Genomic DNA, 13585 nt, shown 5'->3' with positions numbered 1-13585 from the left:
CGCCCGAAGGGCGGCAGGAGGCGTCCGCCGGGGGACCGGGGGCAGCGTCCAGGGCGGTGGCGGGGCGCGCGGGAGCGGCGGTTACGCTCGTTTCCATGAAACAAAGCGTGCTGACCCGCTACCGCGTCATGGCGTACGTCACCGCTGTGCTCCTCGTCCTGCTGACGCTCGGTGTGATCGGCAAGTACCTGCTGGGTATGGACGGCGCCGACGGCTTCACCAGTGTGGTCGGGATCGCGCACGGCTGGCTCTACATCCTGTACCTGATCTTCGCCTTCGATCTGGGCCAGAAGGCGAAGTGGCCGCTGGGCAAGCAGCTGTGGGTGCTGCTGGCGGGCACCGTCCCCACTGCCGCCTTCTTCGTCGAGCGCAAGGTCACCCGCGAGGTCGCGCCGCTGCTCAAGGACGGGACGGCGGCCCCGGTCGGCGCCTGAGCCCGGCCCGGCCCGCTTCCCGCCCCGGCGGCTCCGGCCTCCGGCCTCCGGCCCCGGCGGCTCCGGCCTCCGGCCCCGGCGGCTCCCGCTTCCCGCCCCGGCGGCTCCGGCCTCCGGCCGGGGTCGCGTGGGCCACACCGGGGCACTGTGTCATCGACATTTACTTGGACGTCCTAGTAAATTCGAGGGTATGGATGCTGACGCCATCGCACAAGGCCGCCGCCGCTGGCAGGAGCGCTACGACTCCGCGCGCAAGCGGGACGCCGACTTCACCACGCTCAGCGGCGACCCCGTGGAGCCGGCCTACGGGCCCCGGGACGGCGACACCGTCGCGGGTTTCGAGCGCATCGGGTGGCCGGGCGAGTTCCCCTTCACCCGCGGGCTCTACCCGACCGGCTACCGGGGCCGGACCTGGACCATCCGCCAGTTCGCCGGGTTCGGCAACGCCGAGCAGACCAATGAGCGTTACAAGATGATCCTCGAGGCCGGCGGCGGCGGGCTCTCCGTCGCCTTCGACATGCCCACGCTCATGGGGCGGGACTCGGACGACCCGCGCTCGCTGGGCGAGGTCGGCCACTGCGGCGTCGCCATCGACTCCGCCGCCGACATGGAGGTCCTCTTCCGGGACATCCCGCTGGGGGACGTCACCACCTCCATGACGATCTCGGGTCCCGCCGTCCCCGTCTTCTGCATGTACCTGGTCGCCGCCGAGCGGCAGGGCGTCGACCCGGCCGTCCTGAACGGGACCCTGCAGACGGACATCTTCAAGGAGTACATCGCGCAGAAGGAGTGGCTCTTCCAGCCGGAGCCCCATCTGCGGCTCATCGGCGACCTGATGGAGCACTGCGCGGCGGGCATCCCGGCCTACAAGCCGCTGTCGGTCTCCGGTTACCACATCCGCGAGGCCGGGGCCACCGCGGCGCAGGAGCTCGCCTACACCCTGGCCGACGGCTTCGGCTACGTCGAACTGGGGCTCAGCCGCGGCCTGGACGTCAACACCTTCGCGCCCGGACTCTCCTTCTTCTTCGACGCCCACCTCGACTTCTTCGAGGAGATCGCCAAGTTCCGTGCGGCGCGCCGCATCTGGGCCCGCTGGATGCGCGACGTCTACGGCGCCACCAGCGAGAAGGCGCAGTGGCTGCGCTTCCACACCCAGACCGCGGGCGTCTCGCTGACCGCCCAGCAGCCCTACAACAACGTCGTCCGCACCGCCGTGGAGGCCCTTTCGGCGATCCTGGGCGGCACCAACTCGCTGCACACCAACGCGCTGGACGAGACCCTCGCGCTGCCCAGCGAACAGGCCGCCGAGATCGCGCTGCGCACCCAGCAGGTGCTGATGGAGGAGACCGGCGTCACCAACGTCGCCGACCCGCTGGGCGGGTCCTGGTACATCGAGGACCTGACGGACCGCATCGAGGCGGACGCCGAGAAGATCTTCGAGCAGATCCGGGAGCGGGGGCGGCGCGCCGTGCCCGACGGGCAGCACCCGATCGGCCCGATCACCTCCGGCATCCTGCGGGGCATCGAGGACGGCTGGTTCACCGGCGAGATCGCCGAGTCCGCCTTCCGCTACCAGCAGGCGCTGGAGAAGAACGACAAGAGGGTCGTCGGCGTCAACTGCCACACCGGATCGGTCACCGGCGACCTGGAGATCCTGCGGGTCAGCCACGAGGTGGAGCGCGAGCAGGTGGCGGCGCTCACCGACCGGCGCGCCGCGCGGGACGACGCCGCCGTGCGCACCGCGCTCAGCGCGCTCGTGCAGGCCGCGCGGGGCGAGGGCAACATGATCGCGCCCATGCTGGAGGCGGTCCGGGCCGAGGCCACGCTGGGGGAGATCTGCGGAGCCCTGCGGGACGAGTGGGGCACCTACACCGAGCCGCCGGTCTTCTGATCCCGGGCCCGCGGACCCGGGCGGCTCAGGCCGGGTCCGCGGAGGTGGTGCGGTAGCGGCCGCGGAACTCCGCCAGCAGCGCGTCCGTCACCTCGGCGCCCGAGGCCACCGCATCGTGCACGTCGCGGAAGTAGCCCTCGTAACCGGCTGGAGTGTAGAGGCACAGGGCGCGCGCCGTGCGGGTCCCCGCGTTGCGGAAGCCGTGCGGGGTGCCGCGCACGGCCGCCAGCAGGGCGCCGGGGCCCGCGGTCACCTCCCCCTCGCCGTTGTGGAGGGTCAGCTCGCCCTCCAGTACGTAGAAGTACTCGTCGTGTCCGTGGTGGACGTGCGGCCTGGCCCCGACGACGCCCGGGGCCAGGGTGAACTCCTCGAAGGAGAGGCGCCCTTCGGTGTGCTCGGCCGTCAGCCGGAAGAAGTGCTCGACGCCGGCCACATCGATCGTCTCTCCCTCCTGAGGGCCGCGGAGCAGCGGTGCGGGGAGGGTCTGCGGTGCTTCCTGTGCGGTCACCGCCGCATTGTGGCAGAGCGTGGCCGCCGCCCACCGGGGAATTCCCGCAGGCGGACCCGGCAGCTTGTGCCGACGGGCGCGAGGCGCACCGCGGTGGTGCCCGCAGTCCGCGGCGGGCCGCTTCCGGATGCCGGCCGGCTAACGGCCGCCGCCGGTCGGCTCGGTCCCGTCCGGCGCGGCTGCGCCGGCTGCCGCGCCGCCGGGGGCCGGCGGGGGTGAGACCGCGCCCAGCCCCTCCAGCAGCAGGGTGGTGAACAGCCGGGCCCATGACTCGTCCACCGGGCAGTCGCTCACCAGCGAGCGGTGCACCACCGCGCCGGCGATCACATCGAAGATCAGGTCGACGACGCGTGCGGTCTCGGCGGGGTCGGCCGGGTCGGGAGGCAGCTCTCCGCGCTGCTGCGCCCGCGCGCGCCCGTCCAGGACCAGCCGCTTCTGACGGTCCACGATCGCCTCGCGGATGCGGGGCCGGAGCGCCTCGTCGGTGGTGGACTCGGCGAGCACGGCCATCAGCGCGGTCTTGGCCTCGGGGCGGCGCAGCAGGGCCGCGAAGGAGAGCACGACCCCTTCCACGTCGGCGCGCAGGCAGCCCCGGTCGGGCAGCCGCAGTTCGTCGAAGAGGACGGCGACCGCGTCGATCACCAGCTCGCTCTTGGCGGCCCAGCGCCGGTAGAGGGTGGTCTTGGCGACTCCGGCACGCTGGGCGATCTCGCCCATCGTCAGCCTGCTCCAGCCGATCTCGACCAGCGCGGCGCGCGTGGCGGCGAGGATCGCCCGGTCGGCCGCGGCGCTGCGCGGACGGCCGCGGCGCTGGGCTGAGGGCAGGGGGTCGGGGACGGCCATGCGCAGACCCTACCGATCGGTACGGAAGGTGCAGAGTGAGGTGGATCACTGCGTGCCGGTGCGTTGGTGTCTTGCGGGGGCGCGGGTCGTACAAGTTACGCTACGACTCGTAGCGGAATGACCCCCGCGACGATCACACGCCGGGTGGGGACCTGGCGACCACTGCACACGAGGCCGCGGCAAGGGGGGAGACTGGACTCATGCAGCCACGCAACATGTCCATGAGCGGAGTCGTCGACCTCGCCGCGGTGAAGGCGGCCGGTGAGGCCAAGCAGAAGGCGGAGCAGGGGCGAGCCCGTGCCGCCGAGGGGAACGGGCCGCCGGGGCCGGCCGGCCTGGTGCTCGATGTCGGGGAGGCCGACTTCGAGGCGGAGGTGCTGGAGCGCTCCGCCGAGGTGCCGGTCGTCATCGACTTCTGGGCGGAGTGGTGCGAGCCGTGCAAGCAGCTCTCGCCGCTCCTGGAGCGGCTCACCCAGGAGTACGCGGGCCGGCTGCTGCTGGCCAAGATCGACGTCGACCAGAACCAGATGCTGATGCAGCAGTTCGGCGTCCAGGGCATCCCGGCGGTCTTCGCCGTGGTGGCCGGGCAGGCGCTGCCGCTGTTCCAGGGGGCGGCCCCCGAGCAGCAGATCCGCGCCACGCTGGACCAGCTCGTCCAGGTCGCCGAGCAGCGCTTCGGCATCACCGGCCTGCAGGGGGTCCCCCAGGAGGAGGCCGCCGCCGAGCCGGCCGAGCCGCAGGCCCCGGAGGACCCGGTGCTGGCCGCCGCCCAGCAGGCGCTGGACTCGGGCGATCTGCCCGGTGCCATCCAGGCGTACCGCAACAAGCTTGCGGACGAGCCGGCGAACGTGGAGGCCAAGGTCGGTCTGGCGATGGCCGAACTGCTCTCCCGGGTGCAGGACATGGACGCCCGGCAGGTCCGCAAGGACGCCGCCGACCGTCCGGACGACGTGGCCGCGCAGTTGCGGGTCGCCGATCTGGACATGGCCGGCGGTCACGTCGAGGACTCCTTCGGCCGGTTGGTGGACACGGTGCGGCGCACGGCCGGTGAGGACCGGGACGCGGCACGCGTGCGGCTGCTGGAGCTGTTCGAGGTCATCGGCCCGGAGGATCCGCGCGTCGGGTCCGCGCGCGCGGCCCTCGCCCGCGCGCTGTTCTGACCTGCCCGTACCGACGGTCACACAGGCGCCGCAACTCATTGATTTAGCGACAACGGCGGCCGCGCTTTACCAAAACTTGGTAATCGCGGCCGCCCTTACGCACCGTAGCGAAATCTGGCGAAAACCTCCCGGCTTGCCCGGTTGACACGGTTTCGCCCCCACCCCCTTTCACGACTCTCCGTCGCCGATCGGTACCCCGCGACGGCTTCCGGGTTATCCAGCCGTTACTCGTAAGTAACGAACCCCCTTGTGCGGCGGGCTCAGATGCACCACGATCGGCCACGCTCGGTCCATCGCACCGCAGCCCGGCATCCATTCGGCGCCGTGGTCGATGGTTCCCCACCGAGTGGACCGGCATCGCACCATCTGCACCACATGCATCACCCAACATCCGTTCCACCCGCCGGTCCTCAGGACAGGGGGGTCCCTGCTCCACGGCAGGGCCTGTCCTTCAAAGCAAGGTTGCGCGAGAGCGTGGCCCGTGGTTGTCGCTCGGGGGTGATCGTCAACAACTCGGACGTGACGTGCGTGAGGACGGCATGGACGACGTTGGCGCTCTCCGTTCCGAGGACGTAGCTCGTCTCCCTCCCCAGCCAGGTGGCCGGGAGGTACCCCCACGGCAGGAGCGGCCCGCTGAGCACAGGCGGCACGGCTCTCCGAGCCGGAGATGTACGTCCGAGAAGGAGGAAAGTCATGGAGTCCCTGGCTCGTGGCGGGACCAGATGGAAGCGGTTCGCCGTAGTCATGGTGCCGAGCGTGGCCGCTACGGCAGCGATCGGTGTCGCCCTCTCGCAGGGTGCGCTGGCGGCGTCGTTCAGCGTCTCCGGCCAGCAGTTCAAGGTGACGGCGGATCAGCTGGACGGCACCGGTTTCGTCCAGTACGGCGCGCTCGACAGCACGGAGAAGGGCAAGAAGCCCGTCGCCGTCGTCGGCATGAACTCGGCGAAGATACGCAATCTCTGCCAGTCGGTCGTCGTTCCGGTCCCGGTCTTCGGCGATGTCTCGATGAAGCTGAGCGCCGGCGGCAACGGCGGTCCGCGCGTCGAGGCGAAGAAGCTCTACATCGACGCCGACGACCTGTACGCGAACGCCACGTTCAAGAACATCGACATCGGCGTCAGCACGGACAAGACCACCAAGGGTCCCGGTCCGCACAAGGGCGACGCCTACGCCAAGGGCTCCTTCGCCCAGCAGGCGGAGAGCGTCCGGTTCACCGACGTGAAGCAGCGCGCGTGGGCGACCACCGCAGGCACCTTCAAGCTCAGTGGTCTGCACATGAGCGTCAAGAAGGGCAAGTCCGAGTGCTACTGATGTGAGCCTCCCGCGGGTGCGGAGGGCGAGGGCACCCGCTCCGACCGCACCTCCGCACCCGTAGGGTCCGCTCCACACCAGCAAGTTCTGTGCCAGTTCCGAGGAGCCCCGTACCATGAGCGCCGACACGCGACAGAGTCTGACGACCGGATTCGGCCACAAGAGGCAGTCCTTCCGGCACTGGCGCGGCCAGCGCCCGTTCTGGGGCGGGATGCTGACGCTGCTGGCGGGCATCCCGATCATGTACGTCCCTTACCAGAACCTCACTCTGGGGTCCCTGACCATCCGGATGTCGACGACCGCGGGCGCGGGCTCGCTGATCATCGGCGTGCTGCTGGTCGTGCTCGGACTGACCATGTGGTTCCAGCCCCAGTCGCGGGTGTTCGCAGGCGTGGCCGCGATCCTCCTCGCGCTGGTCTCCCTCGTCGTCTCCAACTTCGGCGCCTTCCTGATCGGCTTCCTGCTCGGACTGATCGGTGGAGCGCTGGGCGTCTCCTGGGTCCCGGGCAAGACGGTCGCGGCCGAGCCCACCGCGCCGGCCGAGCGGGCCGAGCGCACGGAGCGGGCCGACCGCGCCGAGGAGGCCGAGCACCCCGCGGAGGATGCCGGTACGGACGACGGAACGGGGCCGGCGAGCGACAACACAGCAGTCTCTGGAGCGTCCCCCGCGGACGGGGTCGACGCGTATGACGGGAACGGGAGGCACCGTGCCGGGTGACGAGGTCCACGAAGGGGAGGGCGCGCGCCCGGGCGCCGCGTCGGGTGCCCGGGGCAGAGCCGGACCCCGGCACGCCGCCCCCAGGAAGCCGCTGCTGACCCGGTTCCATCTGCCGGCCGGCAAGGCGGTCGCCCTGGCCGCGATGCCCTCGGCCGTCCTGCTGGGAGTCGGACTCACTCCGCAGCTCGCCAACGCCAAGCCGCTCCCCAAGAACCCCTTCAAGGGCGACTCCTGCGTCTCCATATCCGAGCAGCAGGAGACCGAGGAGGAGAAGGCCGAGCGCAAGGAGCGGGCCGAGAAGCTCAAGAAGGAGCTGGCCCGCAAGCAGGCCGAGCGGGAGAAGGCCGCCGAGGAAGCCGCCGGGAAGGCCGACGGCGAGAAGGACTCGGACGGGAAGTCCGAGGACGGCGACTCCGATGCCGGGACCGACGGCGACAAGCCGTCCGGATCCTCCGGTTCTGCCGCCCCCTCCGGGAAGACCGCCTCCGAGAAGCCCGCCACCTCGCCCTCGCCGTCCGCCGAGGCCGAGGAGAGCGCGCAGGACGACGAGGAGGAGAACCCCTGGTACGACCCGCTGGGGGTGGGCAACACGCTCGACGACCTCCTCCACCCGGACAAGGGCGAGGACACCGACGAGCCCGCCGACGAACCCTCCGGCAGTCCCACGCCCAGCCCCTCGGAGGGCTCCGGGGATGCCGGGGACTCCGGGGACGCGAGCTCCTCGTCCGGCGGTGCCGCGAAGTCCGAGCGCGGATCGGACGGCGGTGGCACGGCCGACCGGACCGAGAAGGCCGACGGGAGCGGCGCCGCGAGCGGGTCCGACAAGGACGGCAAGGACGCCAAGGGCGCCAAGGACGGCAAGAAGACCGGGGACGAGAAGGAAGACAAGGACGGCAAGCCGGGCGAGGACTCCGGCGCCGGTGCCGACGCGAAGGACGGCACCGCCCGCGACTACGACCCCGAGAAGGACGCCGGCAAGCCCTTCCCGTGCCCCGAGAAGATGGACGTCGAGGGGACCGGCGAGCAGACCCCGGCCCAGGTTCCCAACGACCCCTGGCACCTGGAGGCGTCCTCGCTGACGCTGATGGGCCTCGACTACCAGGGGGTCGTCAACATCACCATGCCCAACGGGAAGACCAAGCAGGCCCTCAAGTTCACCGCCGACGCGCTGGACATCGGCGATCTGCACCAGACAGTGCAGGCCGACGGCGTGACCTACCACGTGCAGGCCGCCGAGGGATCCCGGTCGACCATCCGCGGCGGCAAGGTGACCATGTACACCGAGGAGCTGAAGGGCAAGCTGTTCGGGCTCATCCCGATCACCTTCAGTCCCGAGACCCCTCCGCCGATCAATGTGCCCTTCGCCTACTTCACCGATGTGTCGGTACGGCAGGCGGGCCAGTTCGGCGGCACCCTGACGATTCCCGGACTGCACCAGTACGTCAGCCGGTAGGCCCCGGACAGCAGGCGCCCCGTCACGAGAAGTCCCGCACCCTGCCCAGGGTGCGGGACTTCTCGCCGGTCCGGTCGGGCGCCTCCGCATCCGGCGCCCGGAGGCGCCGGGTGCGGGCACCCGTCAGCGGATCAGGCGGCGCCCAGGTGGTGGACGCGGACCATGTTGGTGGTGCCCGGAACGCCGGGCGGGGAGCCTGCGGTGATCAGCATCGTGTCACCGGTCTCGAACCGCTGCAGCCGCAGCAGTTCGGCGTCGACGAGGTCGACCATCTCGTCGGTGTGGTCGACGTGCTTGACCACGAACGTCTCCACACCCCAGCTCAGCGTCAACTGGTTGGCGGTGGCCGCCTCCGTGGTGAAGGCGAGGATGGGCTGGCCGACCCGGTAGCGGGACAGCCGCCGGGCCGTGTCGCCGGACTTGGTGAAGGCCACCAGGGCCTTGCCGTCCAGGAAGTCGGCCATCTCGCAGGCCGCGCGGGCGACCGAACCGCCCTGGGTGCGTGGCTTCTTGCCGGGCACCAGCGGCTGCAGGCCGCGGCCGAGCAGTTCCTCCTCGGCGGCCTGCACGATCTTCGACATCGTCTTGACGGTCTCGATCGGGTACTGGCCCACCGAGGACTCGGCCGAGAGCATCACCGCATCGGCACCGTCCAGCACCGCGTTGGCGACGTCGCTGGCCTCCGCGCGGGTGGGCCGGGAGTTGGTGATCATGGACTCCATCATCTGGGTCGCCACGATCACCGGCTTGGCGTTGCGGCGGCACAGCTCCACGAGTCGCTTCTGCACCATCGGGACCTGTTCCAGCGGGTACTCCACGGCCAGGTCGCCACGCGCCACCATCACGCCGTCGAAGGCCAGCACGACCTCCTCCATGTTGGCGACGGCCTGCGGCTTCTCGACCTTGGCGATCACCGGGACCCGGCGCCCGACCTCGTCCATCACGCGGTGCACGTCGCGCACGTCGGAGGCGTTGCGCACGAAGGAGAGAGCGATCATGTCGGCGCCCATCCGGAGCGCGAACTTCAGGTCCTCGATGTCCTTCTCGCTGAGCGCGGGCACGTTCACCGCGGCGCCCGGCAGGTTGATCCCCTTGTGGTCGGAGATGACACCGCCCTCGATGACGATCGTGCGGACCCGGGGACCCTCGACCTCGACGACCTGCAGCGCGACGTTCCCGTCGTTGATCAGCACGGGGTCGCCCTTGGAGACGTCGCCGGGCAGCCCCTTGTAGGTGGTGCCGCAGATGCTCTTGTCGCCCGCCACGTCCTCGGTCGTGATGGTGAACTCCTCGCCGCGGACGAGTTCGACGGGCCCCTCGGCGAAGGTCTCCAGCCGGATCTTGGGGCCCTGCAGGTCGGCGAGGACACCCACCGCACGGCCGGTTTCCTCGGCGGCCTTGCGGGTGCGGTGATACCGCTCCTCGTGCTCGGAGTGCGAGCCGTGGCTCATGTTGAACCGGGCCACGTTCATACCCGCCTCGATCAGCGTCTTGAGCTGTTCGTAGGAGTCGACGGCGGGGCCCAGGGTGCAGACGATTTTGGAACGGCGCATGGTGGCGATCCTATCGTTTTGTTTAGGTACTGAACGATTCGGGGGCGGCGCCCCCGGGCGTCGGGGCCGCTCGGCTCGGGGCGACCAGCGCGTAGGTCTGCTCTGCGATCTCCAGCTCCTCGTCGGTCGGAACCACGGCCACGGCCACTCTCGCGTACCCGGGCGAGATCAGCCGCGCCTCCCTTCCCGCCGCCGTGTTCAGCTCGCCGTCCACGGCCAGACCCAGCTCCGCCAGACCCGCCACGGCGGCCTCGCGCACCGGTGCGGCGTTCTCGCCGACGCCTGCGGTGAAGACGACGGCGTCGACCCTGCCCAGTACGGCGTAATAGGCCCCGATGTACTTCTTCAGCCGGTGGATGTAGATGTCGAAGGCCAGCGCCGCGGCCCGGTCGCCCGCGTCGATCCGGCGGCGGATCTCCCGCATGTCGTTGTCGCCGCACAGCCCCAGCAGGCCGCTGCGCTTGTTCAGCAGCTCGTCCACCGCGTCCGCGTCCATTCCGGCCACCCGCTTGAGGTGGAAGACCACCGCCGGGTCGATGTCCCCCGACCGGGTTCCCATCACCAGCCCTTCCAAGGGGGTCAGTCCCATGGAGGTGTCCTCGCACCGCCCGCCGCGCACCGCGGAGGCCGATGCGCCGTTGCCCAGGTGCAGCACGATCAGGTTGACCTCGCCGGGGTCCTTGCCCAGCAGCTCGGCGGCCTTGCGCGACACATAGGCGTGCGAGGTGCCGTGGAAGCCGTAGCGGCGCACCCGGTGCGCGTCGGCGGTCTCCGTGTCGATGGCGTAGCGGGCCGCGTGCTCCGGCATCGTGGAGTGGAACGCGGTGTCGAAGACGGCGACCTGCGGCAGGTCGGGGCGCAGCCGCTGCGCCGTGCGGATGCCGGTGAGGTTCGCCGGATTGTGCAGCGGCGCCACCGGGACCAGTCGCTCGATCTCCTCGAGCACGGCGTCGTCCACCACCGTCGGCTCGGTCAGCCGCAGCCCGCCGTGCACCACCCGGTGGCCGATCGCGGCCAGCTCGGGGGAGTCCAGGCCGAGTCCGTCGGCGGCCAGCTCCTCGGCGACGGCTCCCAGCGCCGCGCCGTGGTCGGCCAGCCTGCCCGTGCGGGTGCGCCGCTCGCCCCCGGCGGCGAGCGGCTGGTGGGTGACGGTCGAGGTCTCCTCGCCGATCCGTTCGGCGAGGCCCGCGGCCAGCCGGCTGCGGTCCGCCATGTCGATCAGCTGGTACTTCACCGACGACGAGCCGGAGTTGAGGACGAGGATCCGGGAGGGGCTCACGGCAGGGTGCTCTCTGTGCGGGTACGGGGGACAGGGCGGCGCTCAGCCGCCGGAGCCGTGCGGGAACGCGTCCTGCGCCTGGACCGCGGTGATCGCGACCGTGTTGACGATGTCCTGCACCAGGGCACCGCGGCTCAGGTCGTTGACCGGCTTGCGCAGCCCCTGGAGCACGGGGCCCACGGCGATGGCCCCGGCCGAGCGCTGCACGGCCTTGTAGGTGTTGTTGCCGGTGTTCAGATCCGGGAAGACCAGCACGGTCGCCTGCCCTGCCACCGCGGAGCCGGGCAGCTTGGTGGCGGCGACCGAGGGCTCCACGGCCGCGTCGTACTGGATGGGTCCCTCCGTCAGGAGGTCCGGGCGGCGCTCGCGGACCAGCTCGGTGGCCCGCCGCACCTTGTCCACGTCGGCGCCCGAGCCCGAGGTGCCGGTCGAGTACGACAGCATCGCGACCCTCGGCTCCACCCCGAACCGGGCCGCGGTGGTCGCCGACTGGATCGCGATGTCGGCGAGCTGCTCGGCGCCCGGGTCCGGCACCACGGCGCAGTCCCCGTAGACCAGCACCCGGTCGGCCAGGCACATGAAGAACACCGAGGAGACGATCGAGGCGTCCGGCCGGGTGCGGATGATCTCGAAGGCCGGGCGGACCGTCGCCGCCGTCGAGTGCACGGCACCGGAGACCATGCCGTCTGCCAGGCCCTCGTTGACCATGAGCGTGCCGAAGTAGGACACGTCGGAGACCACGTCGTGGGCCAGCTCGTAGGTGACGCCCTTGTGCGCGCGCAGCGCCGCGTACACCTCGGCGAAGCGCTCCCGCAGCGGGGAGGTCTGCGGATCGACGATGCGCGCGGTGGCGCCGCCCGGGCCGGAGAGGGGGTCGGCGGGGGTCTCGTCGCCGGCCGGCAGGTCGAGGCCGATGCTCAGCTCGGCGGCGCGCTTGCGGATCACCGCCGGGTCGCCCAGCAGCGTCAGGTCGCAGATGTTGCGCCGCAGCAGCACCTCGGCCGCGCGCAGCACCCGCTCCTCGGTGCCCTCCGGCAGCACGATGTGCCGCCGTGCCGCGCGTGAGCGCTCCACCAGCTCGTGCTCGAACATCATCGGCGTGACCCGCTCGCTGCGCTCCACCGAGAGCTGGGCCGAGAGCTGGGCGGCGTCCACGTGGGTCTCGAACAGCCCCAGCGCGATCTCGGCCTTCCGCGGGGTGGCGGCGGTCAGCTTCCCCTCCAGGGACAGCAGCGCGTCCGCGGTCGGCATCGACCCCTCCGGGACCACCAGCACCGGTGTGCCGGGCGCCAGCCGCGCGGCCAGCGCCAGCGTCTGGTCGTCGGGGCGCTCGTCCAGGGTGAGCAGGACGCCGGCGATGGCGGGGGAGCCGGCGGAGTGCGCGGCCAGCGCCCCGATGAGCAGGTCCGAGCGGTCGCCGGGGGTGACCACCAGACAGCCCTCGGTGAGTGCGGGCAGGAAGACGGGCAGGTGGGCTCCGCCGAAGACCAGGTTGCGGACGTCGCGGGAGAGTCCGGCGTGGTCCCCGAGCAGTATCTTCGCCGCGGTCGCCTCCTTGACCTGGGCCACCGTGGGCGCGGCCAGCGCGGGCTCCTCCGGCAGCACGAACACCGGCTCGGGCAGCCGCTCGGCCAGTCCGCGCACGGCTGCCGCGGCCTCGGGGTCGGCCACCCGGTTGGCGACCATCGCGATCAGGTCGGCACCCAGCGAGGCGTAGGCGTCGTGTGCGTTGCGCACCTCGGCGACCACTGCCTCGGGGGCCTGGTCGCGGGCGGCGACGACCGGCAGCACGGCGGCCCCGAACTCGTTCGCGAGCCGCGCGTTGAGCGCGAGCTCGGCGGGCAGCCCGGTGTCGGCGAAGTCGGTGCCGAGCACGAGGACGGCCTCGTAGGCGTCGGAGACCTGGTGGTAGCGGTCCACCAGGCGGGAGATCAGCTCGTCCGTGCCCTGCTCGGCCTGGAGCGCCGCCGCCTCCTCGTACCCCATGCCGAAGACGGAGGAGGCGGGCTGGGTGAGCCGGTAGCGGCTGCGCAGCAGGTCATAGAGCTCGTCGGGCTCGTCGTGCACCAGGGGCCGGAACACCCCCACGCGGTCCACCTGGCGGGTCAGGAGCTCCATGACCCCCAGCTCGACCACTTGGCGGCCGTCGCTGCGGCCGATGCCGGTCACGTACACGCTGCGCGTCACGCGCTGTCTCCTCCGGTCGCGATCGGGAGCGCCTTGGGGATTTCTTGAGCAGTTCCGCCTGGAAAGCACCCGTAAGGGCAGGGCTATACCCTTGACAATACCTGCGCCACTGGTTAGCCCGCGCGCCAGGCGGGTGGTTGATGCGCCCGTGCGGGAGGGCGGCTCCCAGGCGGTCCGGATGCTGAGCGGGGCCCCTTCCCTCGCCTTCAAGACGTGAAACAATCGCACCGGCTCAGGGACCAGCGGCA

11 protein-coding genes are annotated in these 13585 nt (G+C 71.4%); 6 read left to right on the top strand and 5 right to left on the bottom strand.

What is annotated here, in order from left to right; genetic code table 11:
- The first annotated feature begins 95 nt into the window (after window positions 1-95).
- Both BMX65_RS21100 and icmA read left to right on the top strand, forming a co-directional pair.
- Window positions 96-434: a DUF3817 domain-containing protein gene (locus BMX65_RS21100; RefSeq protein ID WP_075001918.1), complete on the top strand. Its 339-nt coding sequence runs from the start codon at window positions 96-98 to the stop codon at window positions 432-434.
- 190 nt (window positions 435-624) lie between these two features.
- A complete protein-coding gene (gene icmA, locus BMX65_RS21095; RefSeq protein WP_075001917.1) occupies window positions 625-2325 on the top strand; it encodes a coenzyme B12-dependent isobutyryl-CoA mutase large subunit in 1701 nt (566 codons plus the stop codon).
- 25 nt (window positions 2326-2350) lie between these two features.
- Here the strand turns inward: icmA and BMX65_RS21090 are convergent, their stop codons facing one another.
- Together BMX65_RS21090 and BMX65_RS21085 are read right to left on the bottom strand one after the other, a co-directional pair.
- Window positions 2351-2833, bottom strand: a complete 483-nt coding sequence (locus tag BMX65_RS21090; protein ID WP_162637672.1) for a cupin domain-containing protein — start codon at window positions 2831-2833, stop codon at window positions 2351-2353.
- Between the two features lie 138 nt (window positions 2834-2971).
- Window positions 2972-3676, bottom strand: a complete 705-nt coding sequence (locus BMX65_RS21085) for a TetR/AcrR family transcriptional regulator (protein ID WP_075001916.1) — start codon at window positions 3674-3676, stop codon at window positions 2972-2974.
- Between the two features lie 200 nt (window positions 3677-3876).
- Between BMX65_RS21085 and BMX65_RS21080 the strand changes: the two genes are divergently transcribed.
- The 4 genes from BMX65_RS21080 (at window position 3877) to BMX65_RS21060 (ending at window position 8318) form a co-directional block, all read left to right on the top strand.
- Window positions 3877-4836, top strand: coding sequence for a tetratricopeptide repeat protein (locus BMX65_RS21080; RefSeq protein ID WP_075001915.1), 960 nt, complete (start codon window positions 3877-3879; stop codon window positions 4834-4836).
- Window positions 4837-5529: 693 nt separating this feature from the next.
- Window positions 5530-6147, top strand: a complete 618-nt coding sequence (locus tag BMX65_RS21070; RefSeq protein WP_075001913.1) for a DUF6230 family protein — start codon at window positions 5530-5532, stop codon at window positions 6145-6147.
- Window positions 6148-6262: 115 nt separating this feature from the next.
- Entirely contained in the window at window positions 6263-6865 is a 603-nt protein-coding gene (locus BMX65_RS21065; RefSeq protein WP_075001912.1) for a DUF6114 domain-containing protein, read from the top strand.
- Window positions 6834-8318, top strand: coding sequence for a hypothetical protein (locus tag BMX65_RS21060; RefSeq protein ID WP_338068948.1), 1485 nt, complete (start codon window positions 6834-6836; stop codon window positions 8316-8318). Before BMX65_RS21065 ends, BMX65_RS21060 begins: the two co-directional genes overlap by 32 nt.
- 131 nt (window positions 8319-8449) lie before the next feature.
- Here BMX65_RS21060 and pyk read toward each other — a convergent pair whose 3' ends face one another.
- From pyk to pta, 3 genes are read right to left on the bottom strand one after another with little or no spacing between them, the layout of a single operon-like run.
- Window positions 8450-9871, bottom strand: coding sequence for a pyruvate kinase (pyk, locus tag BMX65_RS21055; protein WP_075001910.1), 1422 nt, complete (start codon window positions 9869-9871; stop codon window positions 8450-8452).
- A gap of 22 nt (window positions 9872-9893) precedes the next feature.
- On the bottom strand, window positions 9894-11150 hold the full coding sequence (locus BMX65_RS21050; protein WP_075001909.1) for an acetate kinase: 1257 nt from the start codon (window positions 11148-11150) through the stop codon (window positions 9894-9896).
- A 42-nt stretch (window positions 11151-11192) separates the two neighbouring features.
- Window positions 11193-13337 carry a phosphate acetyltransferase gene (gene pta, locus BMX65_RS21045; protein ID WP_075001908.1) on the bottom strand — a complete coding sequence of 715 codons (2145 nt, stop codon included), beginning with the start codon at window positions 13335-13337 and terminating at the stop codon, window positions 11193-11195.
- Window positions 13338-13585: the final 248 nt, after the last annotated feature.

This window comes from Streptomyces qinglanensis, from assembly GCF_900111245.1.
Classification (GTDB): Bacteria; Actinomycetota; Actinomycetes; order Streptomycetales; family Streptomycetaceae; genus Streptomyces; species Streptomyces qinglanensis.
This window is presented reverse-complemented; position numbering and strand designations above follow the sequence as displayed.

Coding starts and splice junctions, on each gene's coding strand:
- BMX65_RS21085 (WP_075001916.1), bottom strand. CDS start 3,676: ATGGCCGTCCCCGACCCCCTGCCCTCAGCCCAGCGCCGCGGCCGTCCG.
- pyk (WP_075001910.1), bottom strand. CDS start 9,871: ATGCGCCGTTCCAAAATCGTCTGCACCCTGGGCCCCGCCGTCGACTCC.
- BMX65_RS21080 (WP_075001915.1), top strand. CDS start 3,877: ATGCAGCCACGCAACATGTCCATGAGCGGAGTCGTCGACCTCGCCGCG.
- icmA (WP_075001917.1), top strand. CDS start 625: ATGGATGCTGACGCCATCGCACAAGGCCGCCGCCGCTGGCAGGAGCGC.
- BMX65_RS21065 (WP_075001912.1), top strand. CDS start 6,263: ATGAGCGCCGACACGCGACAGAGTCTGACGACCGGATTCGGCCACAAG.
- BMX65_RS21060 (WP_338068948.1), top strand. CDS start 6,834: ATGACGGGAACGGGAGGCACCGTGCCGGGTGACGAGGTCCACGAAGGG.
- BMX65_RS21100 (WP_075001918.1), top strand. CDS start 96: ATGAAACAAAGCGTGCTGACCCGCTACCGCGTCATGGCGTACGTCACC.
- BMX65_RS21070 (WP_075001913.1), top strand. CDS start 5,530: ATGGAGTCCCTGGCTCGTGGCGGGACCAGATGGAAGCGGTTCGCCGTA.